Raw genomic sequence first — 18112 nt, forward strand, 5'->3', positions numbered from 1 at the left:
GTGTGTGCATCACGCGGGGCTGGAGGTCCGCTAAGGTGTCTTCCGCGCGGCCCCCGTCAGCGGTCCCGCTCACTCCCCTGAGGTCCGCGGAATCCCCAAAGAGGAAACATGTTCAACAGAGTTACCCGTTTCATGTCCAGGATCCTGGAAGCTGTGCTGATTCTGCTCGGAATCGCCATCGCTGTACTTGAGACACATACCATGCTCTACATAGGGTTGTGGGACATCCTCGCCCTGGTTTATCTGACTACGCGAGTACTGCGGCTGAGGTCCCGGAAAAACCACACCGACGACGAAAACACCGAGTGGCTCAAGAATATTCAGGGCCGACGTACGGGATACCTCTTCACCCTGCTCACAGCCATCATCGGGATCACCGCAGGTGTGCTGATCGTCATCAACAAGGACGACGCGAGTGTGGCGGCACTGGCAAAGCTGGTCGGCGTCCCCGCCGTCCTCCTGGCCTGGGTGATCCTCCAGTTCGGCTACGCCGAGCGGTATGCCCAGGAGTACTACCGGGCGCTGCCCGAAGAGGTGCTGGTCTTCCCCAACACCAAGCGCCCGAACTTCGTCGACTTCGCGTACTTCTCTTTCACGCTCGGTACCACGTTCTCCGTTTCGGACGTTGAAACTCAGACGTCCAGGATCCGGTCCAGGATCCTGTCGCACAGCATCCTGTCGTTCTGCTACAACACAGCTACTCTTGGCATCGCGGTGGGTGTGATCACCGGCTGATGGCTGTGGCGCCGTGCCATGCGCCGCCGCCTACGTGTCGAGCATTGAGACATCCGCGCCAAGGCTGTCGACGGCCTCGTACGTGGCCGGCCGTGCATCGGCGGCGTCGAGGTCCACAGCCCTACTGACTTCGGCTGGTCGGGCTGACGTCGGGATGGCGAGGGCGAGGCCGGTTCCGGTGACGTAGCCATCGGGGGTGCCAAGCCGGAACCTGGACCGGGCGCTGATGGATCTGACGGGCGGTCTGATTCCACTTGCACGGCGCGTACGCCTCTTCCCGCAGCAAGTCGTCGATCCATGGCCTGCCGGATGCAGGACCATGGCCCGCGGGGTCGGCTTCCACCATGGCGGCGGGACAGCAGACCAGAAGGACCTGCCGCACCGTCCGGCGCGGCAGGCAGACGTACTGAAGCTGCGCAAGGCGCTTACTCTCCGGAGATCGGCGAAGAGTTCGACATGTCCGCCCCCGTGTCGACCAGGTGGCCAACAGCACGTAGCCGAACCGGTGCCACCATGCGATGCGTTGATCGGTTGAGGGTGCCACCGTTCGACGGCGGAACGGGAAGACAGCCTCGGGGTGGTCCAGCGACGAAATGTTCCGCTGAACAGGTCTGGAAGCGGGAGGCCTTCGGGCGGCTGCGTCCCCTAGGTTTCACCGCATGGCATCATCCGGCGATTCTGAAGACCGAGTTGCCGAGGCGCGGCCGCGTCTGGTGACCCGTCCGCTGCTGTTGCGCTTTGTGACGGTCGTCGGCTCCTCAGCGAGCTTCTATCTGCTGCTGTCGGTCGTCCCGGCGTACGCGCAGAGTGCTCCGGGCGGAGGCAGCGACAAGGCGGGCCTGGTCACCGGGGTGCTGATGCTGGCCACGGTGACCGGGGAGCTGATAGCCCCATGGCTGGCCGCACGCTGTGGCTATCGCGTGCTGCTGGGTGCGGGGTTGTTGTTGCTAGGTGCTCCGACACTGGCCCTGACCGTGTCGCAGAGTATGGCGTGCATCGTGGCGGTGTGCTTTGTCCGAGGACTCGGCTTCGCGTTCACCCTGGTGGCGGGTGGGACGCTGACCGCGTCGCTGATTCCGCCCGAACGCCGAGGTGAGGGGCTGGCCCTGATCGGCGTCGTGGCCGGTGTGCCGTCGTTGGTGGGCCTGCCGCTCGGGATCTGGCTGGCATCGCACACGGGGTACACGCCCGTCTGCGCGGCGGCGTCACTGATCGCCCTGGTCTCCATCGCCGCAGTGCCGGGCCTTCCCGGCCGGGAAGCGGTGTCGGGGCCGCCCCTGGGGATCTTCGCCGGGGCCCGTTCCGGCACGCTCGGCCGCCCCACGGCCATGTTCGCGGTGACGGCGGTGGGCGCGGGAATCGTCGTCACCTTTCTGCCACTGGCCGTGGCGCCGGGCCATTCCGGCGTGGTTGCCGCGGCTCTCTTCATGCAGTCGGCCGCCGCGACCGCATCCCGCTGGTTCGCCGGTCGGCGCGCCGACCGACGCGGAGCAGCCGCACTGGTCGTACCGGGGCTGGCCGCCTCAGCCACCGGTGTCCTCATCGTTGCCCTCACAACCGTCCCCGTCGCGGTCGTCGCGGGTGCGGCCGTGTTCGGGGCCGGCTTCGGTATCACCCAGAGCGCAACCATCACGCTGATGTACTCCCGCGTCCCGGCCTCCGGGTACGGGACGGTGAGCGCGCTGTGGAATGTCGCCTACGACGCGGGGATGGGCATCGGCGCGGTCGGATTCGGCGCGGTGGCCGGCTTGACCGGCTACCCATGGGCATTCGTCCTGACCGCACTGCTGATGCTGACAGCTCTCTTCCCAGCCTGGTGGGATCAAACGGCAGCGCGCGCACAACGTGCGACGGGCAGGGAAGACCGGCGGTGACGGCAGGGGGCAACCGGTGCTCCCGTACTCCGGTGTGGCGGCTGTGGCAGCCTGCGGTCATGCCAGAGCAGCGCGGCCGTACCGGTCGGGCTCGCCCCGGCCGCCGGTCCGGCGGGGCTTACGCCGGCTCCAGTACCGTCATGACGTCCTCGACGCTGCCTCACCGGAACCGGACCGGTGCCCCCGTGACGACATCATGCATCGAAGGTCAGCAGCACCGCTCTTTCAGTAGTAGATCGGTCCCTTCAGCCCACCGCCCGCACTAATCGAATCACCATTGACGGCTACGCTGAGCGGACTCACCAGGAATGCAACCAAAGCCGCCACCTCGTGAGGTTCCACGATCCTGCCGATTGAATTGGATGCACCAAACTGCTGCTCCAAATCTGCGGCACTGCACCCCATGGCCTCGGCCCGGCGGCCGAGGTTATTCATAAAAGTGCGAGTCCGAGTGGCACCGGGATGTACAGTGACGACATTGACCCCGCCGGGCCCGAGCTCATCCGCCAGATTCTTCGCCATGGCAGCTACAGCGACGTTGCGAATCGAACCGGTTATCGAGCCACTTTGCAGTGCCGCCAGTCCGCCGATGTTGACGATCCTGCCCCAACCCCGTTCTGTCATTTCTGGAGCAAAAGCACGGGCGCATCTAAGATATCCGCGAACCTTGACGTTGATCTCAGCTTCCAGAGCATCATCCGGAATGACCCCTGGATTCGTTATGGCGGCATTGTTCACCAAGATGTCTACACCGCCGAGCCGGTCTCTTACCATTCCGGCCATTTCTGTCACTGATGCGTCATCCCCGGTGTCGGCAGCGACACCGATGACCTCGGCACCGGTCTCCGACTGAAGAAGTGCCGCCTGCTCTTCGACGTGACCGGCAGATCTGGCAACCAGCGCGACGGACGCGCCTTCTGCCGCAAGCGCCCGCCCGATGGCGAAGCCGATACCACGGCTTCCGCCGGTGATCACGGCTCGTCGACCCGTAAGCTGGAGATCCATGGCCCCTTCAAACGTGTTCACTCATTGGCATGTTGAACTGCTCCTTCGCATCATACGTGTCGACCCTTCTCAACGCTGTGACCGATCTGGCTCCGGTGAGGGTGTGGTGGCTCGCCAGGCTCCGTTGCCTCAAAACACATGGCGAGGCCAATGGTTCCCTCACCCACAGCGATATCCGCGCAGCGGACCGTGGAGCCAGAACGACCTCGACCGGTGCAAAGTCATCCGAGGCCGAAAGGCCCGGATGGACGCCCGGACGCGCGAGCGGCTGCCGTCCTGCCGGCCCCCCGGGGGGCTCCACCTACCAGCACCGCAAGGAAGCCGAGACGCTCCTGGCGGTCTGCCACCAGGCCGTATCCGGCCAGGAGTTCAACGTCCAAGACTGACGTCGAACGACTCCTGGTCGTCGGCCCGGAACTGGCCGACTTGCTGTCGCCGATCACCCGCCGGATCCGTGGCGCCGACAGCCGGCGGTGACATGCTCTTGCGGTGCTACCGTGCGGCGGTGCACTCTCACGCAACACCCGTGTCGCTACTGTCCGTCCTGAGGCACCGGAACCAGGACCGACTCTACGACTTCTACCGGGACCTTCGAAACGCTGACGACCTCTACTGGGATCGCCACCTGGGCGCCTGGGTCGCGACCAGTTATGCAGTGGTCAGCAGTACGGCAGGTGATCCACGCTTCTCCTCGGTGCGCTATCCGGACATCGAGGCGGTCTCCGAGGAACTACGGCCGCTGGCCCGGGTCCTGAGCCGGCAGATGCTCTACAGCGACGCCCCTGACCACGCCCGGCTGCGCTCCCTGCTCAGCAGAGCCTTCACCCCCCGGGCCGTGGCGAAGCTACACGACCGGATCTCCGACGCAGTCGACCAGATCGTCACCTCCGCAGCGCCGACCGGCCGGCTGGACATCGTCGCTGACCTGGCTCGCCCACTGCCCCTGGCAGTCATCTGCGACCTCCTGGGGGTGCCGGAACAGGACCGGCCCACGCTGTCCTCCTGGTCCGACCCGATCGCCGCGGCCATCGGCAGTTCCCGGCTGGACGCGGACGACAGCCGAGCCGCCTCGCAGAGCATGCAGCAGATGCTCGCCTACCTCCGGGAACTCCTCACCCGCAAGGACGGCCCGCCCGCTCCCCACACCCTGCGCGCGCTGCTGGTCAGCGGGACCGAGAACGCCGACCAGGACTTCGACGAACTCCTCGCCAACTGCGCCCTGCTCCTGATCGCCGGCCATGAGACCACCACCCACTTCATCGGCAACGCCGCCCTCGCCCTCCTGCGTCACCCGCAGGCCGCCGAGCAGCTGCGCAGCCGGGTGGACCTGATCCCCGCCGCCGTCGAGGAACTCCTGCGATACGACAGCCCGGTGCAGCTGATGCTGCGCCGTGCACGGCACGACCTCGACCTCGCAGGTCGCTCCATAACCGCCGGACAGACGGTGCTCCTGGTGTGCGGTGCCGCCAACCGGGATCCGGCGGCCTTCCCCGACCCTGACCGGCTGGACTTCCAGCGTCCTGGCGGGCGGCACGTCGCCTTCGGCTACGGGCCGCACTTCTGCCTCGGAGCAGCGCTGGCCCGGCTGGAGGGCACCGTCGTTCTGGAGGCACTGCTCACCCGCTTGCCCGACTGGAGGCTCGACGGCACCTCGCCCCGCTGGCAGCGCAGCCTCAACTTCCGAGGTCTGACCAGCCTGGACATCGCCTTCACCCCATCCTCGGATAATTCAGGCAGTCACGACACCAGTACGCAGGCGCTGGCGACCTGAGCCCGGGGAGAGGGCGCAACGGATCACAAGGGCAGGGTCTTGCACACTGATCATCGCCGGGCGGGTCCGACCGTTCCGTCTCCGCGTGCTCGCGTCACGACGGATTAAATATGGTCGGTCGTCTTGGGAGTGTCAAGCGCGCCGCCTGACGTCCGCTTCGGGCAGGCGTCACCAGCGCGGGGAAGATTGCCCGGGGCCTCGGCGCCACCGCCCTGGATGCCGGCCGCCCGACCTTCACGAACGCGATCCTGAGTCGGCCGGCCCGCGCTTTCCTGGCCGGCCTCGAAGCGCGGGGGCCTCAGTCGACAAGGCCGTGGCGGGGCGCAGGCAGGCCGTGGAGGACCGCAATGCTCTGGAGGCGCCCCGCTGTGCGGCAAGTGGGGAACGAGCCGCACTCCGCTCCGGGGGATCCCATTGAAAGGCCGGCTCGGCCTTCGCTCCTGTCCTTGGCCCAGGCACGCGACGGTGTGGACGTCGAGGTCCAGAGCCCGGATGTTCTCGGTGGCGCCTCGGCGGATTCTGGTGGACCGGACAGTTGGAACGCCCTCGGGACCATTAACGATCGCTTGCGGTGAATGAACGATCGTTGATAGTTCGGCCGTCGGCGCGTACGCTGCCACGCGCACGTGCAGAGGAGCCGCATTCGGGCCCGGGGGGTACGTCGTTGGAGCCATCGACAGCACTGGCGGAGACGCTGTGGCGCCTGGACGAGGTCATCGGCGAGCGAGGCTTGGACCGATCGGACATCCTCGACCCGAAAGTCCTGGCCGCCCGGACGGCCCTGCCCGAGAACGCCGTCCGCCGCCTGCTGAGCGGCGTCGCCCCGCCCGCCGACACGGTCAACGAACGCGTGTGCACGCGGATGAAATCACTCAGCGACGACTATCTGGCCCGTACCGGCAAACGCATGTCGGACCTCGCTGCCGAAGTGTCCGGGCGACTGGGGATCTCCGATGTCTGGGCGCGCTCGGTCTGTGACGGCAGGAAGACGCCCAACATCGAACTCCTGCACCACCTGGTGGGGTTCTTCGGCGTCGACGGCGGCGAGTCGTTCTTCACCGCCCCGGCCGACGACGCGCTCAACCGCGTGCTGCTGCCTGTCTTGCGGCAGTTGGAGAACCCGGAGCCCGACCCCGTGGTGGCTCTGCTGGACCGATACGGCGTCAAGGGCGCGGATCTGCGGCTGCACGGCTCCGTTTCACGTGCACAACTGGAGCGAATTCTGGAAGGAGTGCTGCGGTCGGTGGCGCCTCAGGAGGGAGACACCAAGTAGTGAGCACGAAAGCGATGAAGTCCTTACTGAGCGCCCTGGGCACCGAAGCGACAAAAGGACTCCAGCGGCCTGCCGAACCCAGAGTCGTCATGCAGGAGTTCTGCCGGGCCATGAGTGTCCGCAAAGACCGGCCCATCACCCTCGCATTTCGTGCCTTCCCGCCGGACATCGCGGTGTCCGGTATGCGCCTGGACTTCGGTGACCGTTCCGTCATCATCGTCGAGGACCGCACTGTTCCCGAGGCCCAACTCGTCATTCTCGGCCACGAACTGTGGCACGAAGAGGAGGGCGACCGGGGCCACCACATCGCCGGCCTGCCGGCCGCCGCCCGCACGCTGGCCGCTGTCCAGACATCCGATGCCGTCCGCCAGGCCGTCGAGCAGATCCTCGACGCTCACGAAGTCCCCGGCGAGGCCGTCCTCACGGTGGCGGCCCGGGCGGATTCGGCCGACGAACACGAGGTCGACGCGGAGACCTTCGGCTTGCTGTTCGGCCGTGCGGTGCGCCCTTGGATGAAGGGGCGGTACGCCGAAGGACCGGTCAGCGCGGCGACCGTCGAAGGGCGCATCAACCTCTCGCTCCTCAACCGCGGCGGACGCATCCTGTGAACCCGCATGTCCAGATCCCCTACGCCGTTCCCACCGCGCTGCTGGCCATCGCCCTCCTCCTCAAGTTACCCACCTTCGTACGGGCGTGGCGCGACCCCGACGTACGGGCCACCACGCTTCTGCTGGCCTTCGCCACGGCCGTGCTCGTCGTCATCACACCCGTCAACATCGAACGACTCAACGTGCTGACCGGCGTTCCGAACATCGCATCGCCCTGGGCGTATTCGTTTCTGACCGCGTTCTGCGCAACCGGCCTGACCATGATCATGAGGTGGCGGGAGGAACCGTCACCCGGCCGTCGTCGCCGGATGCGCCGCATCTACTGGATCTACCTCGGCATCATCGTCGCCCTGTGGGCCACCTTCTTACTGGCCGATGTGCCCGAGGCACGGATCTACGACCTCGACACCTACTACGCAAGCACGCCCTGGATGCGTGAGCACATCCTGCTGTACCTGTCCGCCCACATGGTCTCGTCCCTGGTCGCCACCTCCATGCTGTGGAAATGGTTCCCCGAGATCGCGAACCCCTGGCTGAAGTCCGGCGTCGTGTGCCTGCAACTCGGCTTTGCCAGCGGCCTCATCTTCGACGCCGCGAAACTGACCGCCATCGGCGCGCGCTGGACCGGTACCGACTGGGACGTCCTCAGCACTCAGGCAGCGCCACCCTTCGCCCTGCTGGAAGGCATCCTCGTCGCCAGCGGGTTCATCGTTCCCCAGGCCGGCCCGTTGCTGCAGAAATGGACCCGGGACAGCCGCGAGTACGCGCGGCTACGGCCTCTGTGGCGAGCGGTGCAGCGCCTTGTGCCCGCCGCGCCCACGGCCCGGTTCGGCCCGTGGGCACCCCTTGACCTGCGACTGGTACAACGTCAACAGCAGATCCATGATGCGCTGCGGCTCCTGGCCCCCTACCTCGACGCCGACCTGTACCGGCGAGCACGACAGGCGGTGCCGACGGACCGAAGGAGCGCCGGCGAGCACGGCATAGCCGGCGCCATCACACTCCGCGCTGCGATCGACGCCCACTGCAGCGGCACACCTGGTCCCGCGAGTTCGCCTGCCCGGCAACTCGGCACCGACCTCCACGATCACCTCGACGCCATCTCGGCCGCCCTGCGCCGCCCCCGGCTCGTCGAGAGCATTCGCCAACGGCTGATCAGCCAGGGGGGCTTCAACACGTATGCGTCGTAGCGTTGCACCCCGCCGCACTGCCGTCGTCACCGGTCTGCCCGAGCCACCTCCCGCAGGGGATGACGACGGACGACGAAGACCGTGCGGCCGTCCGTCTCGGCTCTGGCGTACACGACCTCGAAGCAATGGTCAGCGCGTTCCCTCGGCCCCGGACCGGTGACCCCATCCGGCAGCGGTGGCCGACGCAGAAAGGGTGAACCTCCATGCATGACAGCACCCGACGGCCCACCGTCGTCATCATCGGAGCCAGTGCAACGGGTCTGTTCGCGGCCGCCGCGCTCACCGCGTCGGCCGACGTGACCGTCATCGAGCGCGACGCTCTGCCCGACGGCCCCCAGGACCGCCGCGGCGTCCCGCAGGCCCGGCACGCGCACCTCGTGTGGAGCGGTGGCGTGGCGGCGTTCGACGTACTGCTGCCCGGCATCGTCGATGACGTCATCGCCCGCGGCGGACGCCTGGTCCACATCATGGGCGACCTGGTCTCGCGGGCCCCCAACGAGGTCTGGTTCCGGCGTTTCCTCTCCACCCACCACCGCAACCTGGTCTGCTCCCGCAAACTGCTGGACGCCGTCCTGCGGGACCGCATCCTCGCGGACGGGCGCCTCACACTGCGGCAGAACACCACCGCGGTCGGCCTTCAGGGCGACGCCACACGTATCACCGGGGTCCGGGTCCGCAGCGGCGACGACGACATCACGCTGGCGGCGGACCTGGTCATCGACGCCTCCGGCCGCGGCTCCCGCACACCCCAGTGGCTCGAAGACCTGGGACTGCCGAAAGTACCCGAACGCCGGGTCGACGCCGGCCTCGCCTACGCCACCCGCCTCTTCCGCGCCCCCCACGAAGCTGCCCGCATCGGCTTCCCCCTGGTCAATGTGCAGGCCAACCCCGCCAATCCCCCTGGGCGGGGCGGCATCATCCTGCCCATCGAGGACGACCAGTGGATCGTCACCCTCTGCGGCACCCGCGGCGGCGAGCCCACCAGCGACCCCGACGCCTTCGTGGACTTCGCCCTCGGCCTAGGCGACCCCGTCGTCGGTGAACTCATCAAGAACGCCGAACCGCTCGGCGGCGTCGCCACCACCCGCTCCACCGCCAACCACCGCCGCTACTACGAGAAGGCCAAGCGCTGGCCCGACGGATTCGTCGTTCTCGGCGACGCCATGGCCGGCTACAACCCGGTGTACGGACACGGTCTGACCGTCGCCGCCCAGTGCGCCCTCGCCGTCCGTCACGTCCTGCGCACCGTGCCGGTGACCGCTCCCGGAACCGCCCGGCGCCTCCAGCGTGCCGCTGCCCGCCCTGTGGCAGCCGCCTGGGCCCTGGCCGTGGGACAGGACGCCTTCTATCCGGGTGCCTCCGACACCCCGCCCACCGGCGCGGAACGGCTGCTTGCCGGGTTCGTGGACCGCGCAGTCGAGGCCGGCGCCGCCAACCCCCGGGCGCTCGGGGCCCTGCTGGACGTGATGAGCCTGGAGAAGCCGGCGACCCGGCTGTTCTCGCCCGACATGCTCCTCCCGATGATCTTCGGCCCGAAGAAACCGCGGTTGCAGGGCCCGCCCCTGAGCGAAGCCGAACGCGCGACCGTCATCCCCTGAGGACGCAGCGGCTTGATGGTGCAGTCACTCCTCGACGGCATCCCGGCGCCCGCCGTCCGCCTCGACCGGCATCGCCTCGGCAACCGTGATGGAGTACCCGCGAGCTACCGGCGCCATGGCAGACATCCTCGCCGCCGTGGGCTGAAGTCCGCCTTGCCGACGCGTATCACCGTGTGCGCGAACGGTCTCAAGGAAGCCGACGTGACGGCTCACGGGTAGTGCGCACGAAGGGTGGGGTAGTGCGCACGAAAGGGGGGATTTGCGGATCTCCGGCGTCCGCCGGCCGAGAGGGTTGCTGAACGAGACGCAACAGAGCGATCAGGAAGCGCCCGCTCGGCTGGGGCCGTCCGCAGCAAGTTGACCGCAGGACTCCTGGCGGAGCCGCCGCAGGACGAGCAGATGAGCGTCGAGGCAGCGCTGGCTGCCACGGCGGTCCTTGCCCTCCTGATCACCTGGCTGCAGACGAAGGTGGTACTCCGCATCCGCCGCAAGGGCGGCAAGACCGAGGTGGACTTCACGATCGACAAACAGGCCACAGACGGTCGGACCCTTAGGGAGATCGCGACCGCACTGGGCGCAGTGCTCGGGCTTCCCGCCTCTGCTGATTCGTCAACACCCGAGTCAGACCAGGAGAATGCATCTCGGTGAGCCATGACCCCTGTCGTGTTGGCCTTCCCCCATCTCGTAACGCACTTCGGAGCTGCTGCTCGGCATCCGACAACGCTTTTCCCGACCGGTGACTTGCCCAGTGAACGCCTGACGTGCGAGGTGCACGACGGCAGCGCGAACGCGCCGCGCCTGCGCCATGCGCGGACCCAGGACGAAGGCGGCCGGGGGCTTTTCCTGGTCTCGCAGTTCGCTGAGAACTGAGGTACCCGCTGTACGCCTGACGGAAAGATCGTCTGGACTGAGCAGGACATACCGGGAAACGAAGATGAGTAGCGGCGAATCGTCTGCCGGAGCCGGAGCCGGAGCCGGAGCCGGGTGCTGATAAAGGCACAGGCACAGGCTTACGGCGGTGGTCGGCGAACGGGTGCCCCGTCTTCCCGGCGTTGTGGGGAAGACGGGGCACCGGGCGCGGCGCTGCTCGCCGGTCGGCGGGCACGTGCGCCGCCGTTGGTCACCGCGGCTGGTAGGCGGTGGCCAGCACGGAGACGGTGACCCGGTCGGGCAGGAGGCCGTCATCGTCCAGATCCGTACGGCTCACGTGGCGTGCGCTCGGCGTCATCCCCACCAGGTCCAGGGCGTGCGGACCGGCCAGCGCCATGGGGTACTCCACCTGTTCGGTGACGACGGCCTCGAAGCGGGGGTCCAGCGCCTGGTGCAGGCGCTGTTCCTTGGCGGGGTCGACGGTGACCATCGCAGGCACCCGGCCGCGCAGCTCAGCCAGGTGCCGCGCAGTAGGACGGACCACGATCAGCCGGCCGGCCGGGCGGAGGATCCGGTGGAACTCGGCCGGATTGCGCGGGGCGAACACGTCCAGCACCACGTCGGCCACCCCGTCGGCCAGCGGGAGGGGACGGAAGACGTCCCAGCTCGCCGCGGCGGCTCGTGCATGGGCCCGGGCCGCCGAGCGCAGCGCACGCACGGATGTGTCCAGGCCCAGACCCCGGGCGCCGGGCAGCTGGTCGAGAACGCCGGCCAGGTAGTAGCCCGTGCCGCACCCGATGTCCACGACCGTGCCCCGCTCGGGCACGGCGCCGGCCGCCAGGCGGGCCACGGCTCGGCGGATGGGCGCGTACCTGCCGGTGGCCAGGAAGCGGCTTCGAGCCTGCACCATGGGCGCGTCGTCGCCGCTGGTGGCACGGGTGCCGGTCAGGAGGCCGGCGTAGCCGTGGCGGGCGATGTCGAAGGTATGGCCCGCCGCACAGCGCAGTGCGCCGCGATCGGGATGCAGACGGCGGGTGCGGCACGCCGGACAGCGCAGCAGATCGAGGAACAGTCCGAGGGCAGGGGGAAGCAACACGGGCACGGGGCACTCCTGGCAAGGGTGAAGGGGAGGGACCGTGCCTGCACACGCACGCAGAAGGCCACTGCCTCAGGCAGGAGCGGGCAGAGCCAGGAAGCTGGTTCGCGGGGCAGGCACACCGGGGAGGGCGACGTCGTCCGACATCGCCCTCAACGCCTTCCGATCACAGGAAGCAGCAGTGGGGGGTGCTCATGAATGCCACGCCGTGAGTTTACAAGCCCCGACGAAGTCCTTCACGCCCGCCGGAGTCGAGAGATTCTTCCGGGCAATCACCAGCCTCGTACGCAGCTCGTGATCCCGAGTTGTCGGTTCACACAGAGACATGTATCGTCACATTGAGTAGCAGACCCGCGATGTGTCGCCCCTGTATGAGGCCGGAACCAGCGCAACCCAGGCGACCGATGAGTTCCAAACGGCACCGAATCGCCGTACCCATCGCATTTCTATTCGCGCTTGTCGGACGAACGATTGTTCGGAAACTCCTCCCCGCGTGCTCCGCATCCAGAATTAAATGGATAATTCCAGGAGATTCGCCATGTCTGAATTGTTTCGCACGCAATCCCGCCGGAAGTTCATCTCCACCTCGGCCGCGGTGACCGCGGCAGCGGCCGGGACCTGGGGTCTGCAGTCCTCGAACCATCCGGAGAAGCCGGTCACGGCGAGTGAGAAGCAGAGCATCCGCCCGTTCCGCGTGAACATTCCCGAGGCGGATCTCAGTGAGCTTCGGCGGCGCATCCTGGCGACCCGGTGGCCCGACCGGGAGACGGTCCACGACCAGTCCCAGGGCGTCCAGTTGGCCACCATGCAGGAACTCGCCCACTACTGGGAAACGAGCTACAACTGGCGGAAGATCGAGCAGAAACTCAATTCCCTGCCCCAGTACATCACCGAGATCGACGGACTCGACATCCACTTCATCCACGTCCGCTCCCGGCACGCGAACGCGCTCCCGATGATCCTGACCCACGGCTGGCCCGGCTCCATCCTTGAGTTCCTGAAGGTCATCGAGCCGCTCAGCAACCCGACCGCCCACGGAGGACGCGCCGAGGACGCCTTCCACCTCGTCATACCCTCCATGCCCGGTTACGGCTTCTCGGAGCGGCCGACGAGCACCGGATGGAACCCCGACCGCATCGCCCGCGCCTGGACCGTGCTGATGGGACGACTGGGATACAAGCACTTCGTTTCCCAGGGCGGCGACTGGGGCGCCGTGGTCACGGACAAGATGGCGATGCAGCAGCCCGCGGGCCTGCTGGGAATCCACGTCAATTTCCCGGCCACCATTCCCCCGGACATCGCCAGGAAACTCGCCTGCGGCGACCCCGCACCGTCCAGCCTGAGTCCGGAAGAGAAGACCGCGTACAACCAGATGGCCAACTTCTACAAAACCGGATCCGGCTACTCGGCCATGATGGTCACCCGCCCGCAGACCGTGGGATACGCCCTGACCGACTCCCCCGTCGGCCTCGCCGCCTGGATGTACGACAAATTCGCCGCCTGGACCTACAGCGGCGGCCACCCCGAACGCGTCCTCACCAAGGACGAGATGCTCGACGACATCACCCTCTACTGGGTGACCAACACCGCCGTCTCTTCCGCGCGTCTGTACTGGGAGAACAACGCCAACAACTTCAACGCCGTGTCGGTGTCCGTCCCGGCAGCCATCACCGTGTTCCCCGGCGAGATCTACCAGGCGCCGCGCAGCTGGGCATCACGTGCCTACCACAAGCTCTTTTACTACAACCGGGTCCGCAGCGGAGGCCACTTCGCCGCCTGGGAAGTCCCCGACATCTTCACCAGTGAACTCCGCGCCGCGTTCAAGTCGCTGCGCAGTTCCCAGCACACCCCCGGCAAGTGACTTTCCGAACCGTCGGGAAAAGATGGGCGGCGCGGCGGGTGCGGCCCGGCCGCCTCGTACCCTCAGCAGACGGAGCCTCCGCAGGCGGCCCGGGCGTATCTACCTCCGCCCAGGTCACCGCCTGTCCAAGCGCTCGGTCGTACCCCGCCGGATCGATCCGTCGCTCCGGGGCTCAACGTACGGGGAAGCCGAAGGAGTAGCCCTGTTCCTTCAGGTAGGGGAGGATCTGGCGCAGTGCTTCGACGGTCTGGGAGCGGTCGCCGCCCGCGTCGTGGAAGAGGAGCGTCGGCCCGTTGGGCAGTTCCCGTTCGACGGTGGCGATGATGGCGTCCGTGCCCGGCCGCTCGAAGTCCTTGGAGTCCACGTTCCAGCCCAGCGGGCGCATGCCCCGGGAGGCGGCGAGTTTGCGGCTGTAGGGAGTGAAGGCCCCGCCGGGTGCCCGGTAGTACATGGGTCGTACGCCCCCGGACGCCTCGGTGATCATGCGTTCGGCATCGAGTATCTGCTGTGACTGGTAGGCCTGGGACTTGGTGTCCATGGTGGTGTCGTGCGACACCGTGTGGTCGCACAGCCGGTGACCGGCCGCGACGACCTTTTTCACGAGGTCGGGGTGGGCCTGCGCCTGCGTCCCCGTCATGCAGAACGTGGCCTTCACCCCCTGTTCCTGCAGCAGGTCGAGTACCTGGGGGGTCCACGTGGGGTCGGGGCCGTCGTCGATGGTGATGTTGACGCCGCGCGCTCCCTTGTCGGAGGCGTGTGCGATGGTCACGTCCACCGGCCTGACGTCATTGGACGGCGAGGCCGACGCGGCCGGCCGCGGAGACGAGCCGCCCAGGACACCGGCCTGCGCGGTCCACACCGAGGCGCCTACGGCCACCACCGTCAACCCGAGCGCCGCCCCGACCACCTTGCCGTACCAGCCCCGCCTGTTGCCCCGCCGTGCCATGTCCGTCCCGCTTTCCCGCAGTTCCTCGCCGACCCTTGGTCGCCTTCCGATCACCTGGCAGGACGACGGGCCGCGGCCGACGGATGCGTCCGTTACCGATCACGCACAATTCCGGGGAAGTTCGCGGACATCTCGACGAGCAGCGACCGGGATCGAACCGGTCGGTCCGGGGCACGGACGAGGGGGTGGGTACGGCAAGGCGGTTGCGGCGCTCGGACTGGTGTTGAGCTGCGGAGTTTCTCCGGTCGGTTCGGCTTGCGTGCCGACTGCTGCTGCGCCGCGAGCTGCCCCCCGGGCACCTACGCCTGGCAGTACCACGCGGAGGAGCGGGCGGGGCTTGGGCTGTCGCCCGCTGGGCGTTGTCGGGGTGGCGGTGTCGTTGTGGTGGATCTGTGCTCGGTCAGGTGGCGTCGATGTCGAGTCTGCCGATCTTGTTCGGTGTGAGCAGGCCGAACCAGATGGCGCCGGGCTCGTGCGGGTTGATGTCGCAGGGGTAGGACGCCGAGGAGGGGGTGGGCCACATGGTGACGTCGCCGGTACGTGGGTCGAGGCGGGCGATCTGGTAGCCGAGTCCGATGGCGGCGGGGAAGCTCACCGAGGCGTAGATGTTGCCGTCGCTGCCCTCGGCGACCGGCCCGGGTGAGGGCAGCGGGTTGCCGACGCTGCCCTGGCCGAGTCCCGTGAGGACGCTGGACAGGACGCCTGCCGGGCCCGCCAGGGGGTACTCCCTGATGTGGCCGGTGCGCGGATCGATCCGGGCGAGTTTCATGCCCAGTGACTCGCCGACCCAGATGGAGCCGTCCGAGGCGGTCCGGACACCCACGGGGAAGGACACGGGCGTCGGCATGGTGTAGAGGGTGAACTTCTTGGTGTCGACGTCGATCGTGCCGACCTGGTTCATCTGGGGCAGGCCGAACACGACGGTCCGGCCGGGTCCCGGCTTGATGATGCCGAACAGCGCGTGCACCTGTCCCAGGATCTCGCCGGGCACCTTGTACTTGGTGAACTCGCCCGTGTCGGGGTCGTACCGTCCGACGGAGTCCAGGCCGCCGAGCGTGAACCACAGGGCCTTGTCCGGTCCCCAGGCGATGTCGTTGGCCAGGCCCAGTCCCGTGTGGAGAGGGATGCCGAGGAGGGAGGTGGCGAACGCCTCGGCCCAGGGCAGCGGTACCTCGGTCATGCCGCCGTCGCGGGTGTCGACGCGCAGCAGGCTGTTGCCGGTCACTTGCGGCATCCACAGGTAACCGTCGTCGTCCAGGTCCATGCCGCCGGGCATGGACAGCGGCATCGGCGTGTCGAAGTTCGTGAACTTGCCCGTCCTGGTGTCGTAGCGCGCGACCTGACTGCTGAGGTACTGCTCCACCCACAGGTTGCCGTTGTGGTCGAACTCGACCTCGCACACCCCGCCGACGGGCAGTGACGAAGGAACCGGGCCGTACTCGGTGATGGGCTGCTGCGCCGCCGCCTCCGGAGCCGTCAGCAGCGCGCCGGTGAGTGCTGCCGCCGCGGCGAGCGCACCGAGAAGGGTGCGCCCGCGCCTGCCCGGCGCCCGCCGGGCCCCCGCCGCGGAATCCGCTGTCCTGTTCACTTCGTCCCCTCCGTCCGGTCTGTCACTGACTGTACGTCAGTTAACGCCCGAGCGGCCCGCGGCGGTACCCGCATTCCTCCGGACCGCTGCGGGCTCGCAGTTCTCGTTGCCGTGCCCGGTGGGCGTGGTTTCCTGGACGAGGGAGGTACTGGCATTACCCGGAGGGCCAGGCACTGCCACCGGCCGGCGAAACACCGTTTGCCGGGGACGGGCCGTTCAGGACAACTGGCGTTACCCCGGGCGGCGCGCGCTGCCCTCTCAGACCGGGGTAACTGCAGAACTGGTTTCCGCGTGAAACCCGACAAGACACTTCACGCACAGCCCCTGGGCCGCGCAGGAAGCAACCTTGTGATCCGCGTGCGAGTCACGAGCTGTGACGGAAGGCTGCGACAGCGATGGTGCGATCGGTGGAGATGTCATCGATCACGAAGTTTGTTCTTTCCTCCGCCGGATCGTCCGGGTGATGGAAGGTCCGCATCCGCAGGCGGAGCGTCGTGTCCGGGTCGGCGTTGATTGGCGCAGGACACTAGTAGCAGAGGCCGTCACAGATGTATTCCCACAATGAGCCGCAGCCGCTGGAGACCAAGGTGCAGCAGCACCCGCACCCGGTGGCGCAGCCATTCTGGAAGTAGCAGCACGAATGGCATACCTTGCCGCACCAGTTGGGGTCGCCCAGGGCACACTGGCATTCCCCGCCGAGTGCCTCCGCGCCCGAATCCGGGCCGAGCTGGGTCATCAGGGCACGGGCCTCTTCCTTGCCGAATGCCTCGATCGCGTCGGTCTTGATCGGTGTGAGTTCCTCATGGCGGGAATCTCCCGCGGCGATCGTCGTGGTGAACAGTGTTTCCGTGCCACCGACGAAGGAAGTGAGACGGTCCAGCACATCTCGTTGATCAGTGGTCAACGCCCGGTGCGACGTCCGGTAAGCCTTGAAGTGCTCCAGCCACAGAGACCTTTTCACCTCTGGTGCCGAGGCCGAATAGATGGCCCGCCGGTAGGCCATCGGGTGCGAGGTGACCTCCGCATAGCCGGTCGGCAGAGCGTTCTTGTGACGTTCCATCCAGTCGCGTACCTCGTTCTGCCGCGTGCCGGCGGCGAGAGCCGGGGTACGTCCGGCGAGCACCAGCGAACCGGCTACAGCGCCTCCGGCCGCAAGTCGCAGAAAGCCCTTGCGGGGCAGCGCGCCGGAGCCACGCTCGGCACCGCCCGGATCGCGGTGCCTATCGGCGGCTGTCAGTTCCCCCAGCGCGCGCAGTACGTGGAGGGTGCCGCGCACACCGAGCCGACGGGTCAGGGCCACCCCCATCAGGGCACCGGTCCAGGCACGCGCGGCATCGCCTTCGACCTTCAGCAGCGTGGGCTTCCAGGGTGCGTTCTCGCCCAGAGCAGTCCTGCGCCAGTCGGCCACGTCGGGACGGTCCAGGGGCACAATTTCTAAACGCTGTCGACAGGAACTCTCGATTGTCGAGGCGACTTTGCGACAGGTTCCGCAGGAGGCATCGAAAGCAAGCATCCAGCGCGCCTTCTGATCGGACATGTTTTTCTCCTCTTCGCGATGCACGACTGCTTTCCGCCCTCGTGCGAACCAAAGCAACAACGACTCCGCACGGCAGCGCATGCGGACAGAGCGCTCTGCACCACACTTACGGTCACCGCAGGTGATCCGCAAGCAGGCTCAGTCTCCTTCAGCCCAATGG

General features: G+C 67.6%; 14 protein-coding genes and 1 pseudogene. 10 read left to right on the top strand and 5 right to left on the bottom strand.

Annotation, left to right across the window (positions count from 1 at the left end; translation table 11 throughout):
- Window positions 1–108 precede the first annotated feature (108 nt).
- Both ACFYPJ_RS23750 and ACFYPJ_RS23755 read left to right on the top strand, forming a co-directional pair.
- Window positions 109–735 carry a DUF1345 domain-containing protein gene (locus ACFYPJ_RS23750; RefSeq protein ID WP_389020529.1) on the top strand — a complete coding sequence of 209 codons (627 nt, stop codon included), beginning with the start codon at window positions 109–111 and terminating at the stop codon, window positions 733–735.
- A gap of 659 nt (window positions 736–1394) precedes the next feature.
- Window positions 1395–2609: an MFS transporter gene (locus ACFYPJ_RS23755; protein WP_389020532.1), complete on the top strand. Its 1215-nt coding sequence runs from the start codon at window positions 1395–1397 to the stop codon at window positions 2607–2609.
- Between the two features lie 225 nt (window positions 2610–2834).
- Here the strand turns inward: ACFYPJ_RS23755 and ACFYPJ_RS23760 are convergent, their stop codons facing one another.
- Entirely contained in the window at window positions 2835–3635 is an 801-nt protein-coding gene (locus ACFYPJ_RS23760; RefSeq protein ID WP_389020535.1) for an SDR family NAD(P)-dependent oxidoreductase, read from the bottom strand.
- A gap of 505 nt (window positions 3636–4140) precedes the next feature.
- Here ACFYPJ_RS23760 and ACFYPJ_RS23765 point away from each other — a divergent pair.
- The 7 genes and pseudogenes from ACFYPJ_RS23765 to ACFYPJ_RS23795 all read left to right on the top strand — a co-directional run.
- Complete coding sequence (locus ACFYPJ_RS23765; RefSeq protein WP_389020537.1) at window positions 4141–5385, top strand: cytochrome P450; 1245 nt, start codon at window positions 4141–4143, stop codon at window positions 5383–5385.
- 664 nt (window positions 5386–6049) lie between these two features.
- Entirely contained in the window at window positions 6050–6658 is a 609-nt protein-coding gene (locus ACFYPJ_RS23770) for a hypothetical protein (RefSeq protein WP_389020540.1), read from the top strand.
- A complete protein-coding gene (locus ACFYPJ_RS23775) occupies window positions 6658–7266 on the top strand; it encodes a toxin (RefSeq protein ID WP_389020543.1) in 609 nt (202 codons plus the stop codon). Before ACFYPJ_RS23770 ends, ACFYPJ_RS23775 begins: the two co-directional genes overlap by 1 nt.
- On the top strand, window positions 7263–8456 hold the full coding sequence (locus ACFYPJ_RS23780; protein ID WP_389020546.1) for an MAB_1171c family putative transporter: 1194 nt from the start codon (window positions 7263–7265) through the stop codon (window positions 8454–8456). The genes ACFYPJ_RS23775 and ACFYPJ_RS23780 overlap by 4 nt, the downstream gene beginning before the upstream one ends.
- Window positions 8457–8659: 203 nt before the next feature.
- Window positions 8660–10054, top strand: coding sequence for an NAD(P)/FAD-dependent oxidoreductase (locus tag ACFYPJ_RS23785; RefSeq protein ID WP_389020549.1), 1395 nt, complete (start codon window positions 8660–8662; stop codon window positions 10052–10054).
- Between the two features lie 399 nt (window positions 10055–10453).
- Complete coding sequence (locus ACFYPJ_RS23790) at window positions 10454–10702, top strand: hypothetical protein (protein WP_389020552.1); 249 nt, start codon at window positions 10454–10456, stop codon at window positions 10700–10702.
- Window positions 10703–10810: 108 nt separating this feature from the next.
- Window positions 10811–10996, top strand: a pseudogene (locus ACFYPJ_RS23795) (ATP-binding protein); the annotation flags it as partial.
- Between the two features lie 178 nt (window positions 10997–11174).
- Here the strand turns inward: ACFYPJ_RS23795 and ACFYPJ_RS23800 are convergent.
- Window positions 11175–12026 (bottom strand): putative RNA methyltransferase, encoded by an 852-nt coding sequence (locus ACFYPJ_RS23800; protein ID WP_389020555.1) that lies wholly within the window; start codon window positions 12024–12026, stop codon window positions 11175–11177.
- Between the two features lie 532 nt (window positions 12027–12558).
- Between ACFYPJ_RS23800 and ACFYPJ_RS23805 the strand changes: the two genes are divergently transcribed.
- Entirely contained in the window at window positions 12559–13881 is a 1323-nt protein-coding gene (locus ACFYPJ_RS23805) for an epoxide hydrolase family protein (protein ID WP_389020557.1), read from the top strand.
- Window positions 13882–14053: 172 nt separating this feature from the next.
- Here ACFYPJ_RS23805 and ACFYPJ_RS23810 read toward each other — a convergent pair whose 3' ends face one another.
- The 3 genes from ACFYPJ_RS23810 to ACFYPJ_RS23820 all read right to left on the bottom strand — a co-directional run bounded on the left by ACFYPJ_RS23810 (window position 14054) and on the right by ACFYPJ_RS23820 (window position 17952).
- Window positions 14054–14827 (bottom strand): polysaccharide deacetylase family protein, encoded by a 774-nt coding sequence (locus ACFYPJ_RS23810; RefSeq protein ID WP_389020560.1) that lies wholly within the window; start codon window positions 14825–14827, stop codon window positions 14054–14056.
- 400 nt (window positions 14828–15227) lie between these two features.
- The gene (locus ACFYPJ_RS23815) at window positions 15228–16415 is read right to left on the bottom strand and encodes a hypothetical protein (protein WP_389020563.1); all 1188 of its coding nucleotides are present in this window, start codon (window positions 16413–16415) and stop codon (window positions 15228–15230) included.
- A 526-nt stretch (window positions 16416–16941) separates the two neighbouring features.
- Window positions 16942–17952, bottom strand: coding sequence for a bacteriocin fulvocin C-related protein (locus tag ACFYPJ_RS23820; RefSeq protein ID WP_389020566.1), 1011 nt, complete (start codon window positions 17950–17952; stop codon window positions 16942–16944).
- Window positions 17953–18112 lie beyond the last annotated feature (160 nt).

The sequence above is a fragment of the Streptomyces sp. NPDC006012 genome, from assembly GCF_042871185.1.
GTDB lineage: Bacteria > Actinomycetota > Actinomycetes > Streptomycetales > Streptomycetaceae > Streptomyces.

Coding starts and splice junctions, on each gene's coding strand:
- ACFYPJ_RS23750 (WP_389020529.1), top strand. CDS start 109: ATGTTCAACAGAGTTACCCGTTTCATGTCCAGGATCCTGGAAGCTGTG.
- ACFYPJ_RS23785 (WP_389020549.1), top strand. CDS start 8,660: ATGCATGACAGCACCCGACGGCCCACCGTCGTCATCATCGGAGCCAGT.
- ACFYPJ_RS23810 (WP_389020560.1), bottom strand. CDS start 14,827: ATGGCACGGCGGGGCAACAGGCGGGGCTGGTACGGCAAGGTGGTCGGG.
- ACFYPJ_RS23790 (WP_389020552.1), top strand. CDS start 10,454: ATGAGCGTCGAGGCAGCGCTGGCTGCCACGGCGGTCCTTGCCCTCCTG.
- ACFYPJ_RS23755 (WP_389020532.1), top strand. CDS start 1,395: ATGGCATCATCCGGCGATTCTGAAGACCGAGTTGCCGAGGCGCGGCCG.
- ACFYPJ_RS23820 (WP_389020566.1), bottom strand. CDS start 17,952: ATGTCCGATCAGAAGGCGCGCTGGATGCTTGCTTTCGATGCCTCCTGC.
- ACFYPJ_RS23805 (WP_389020557.1), top strand. CDS start 12,559: ATGTCTGAATTGTTTCGCACGCAATCCCGCCGGAAGTTCATCTCCACC.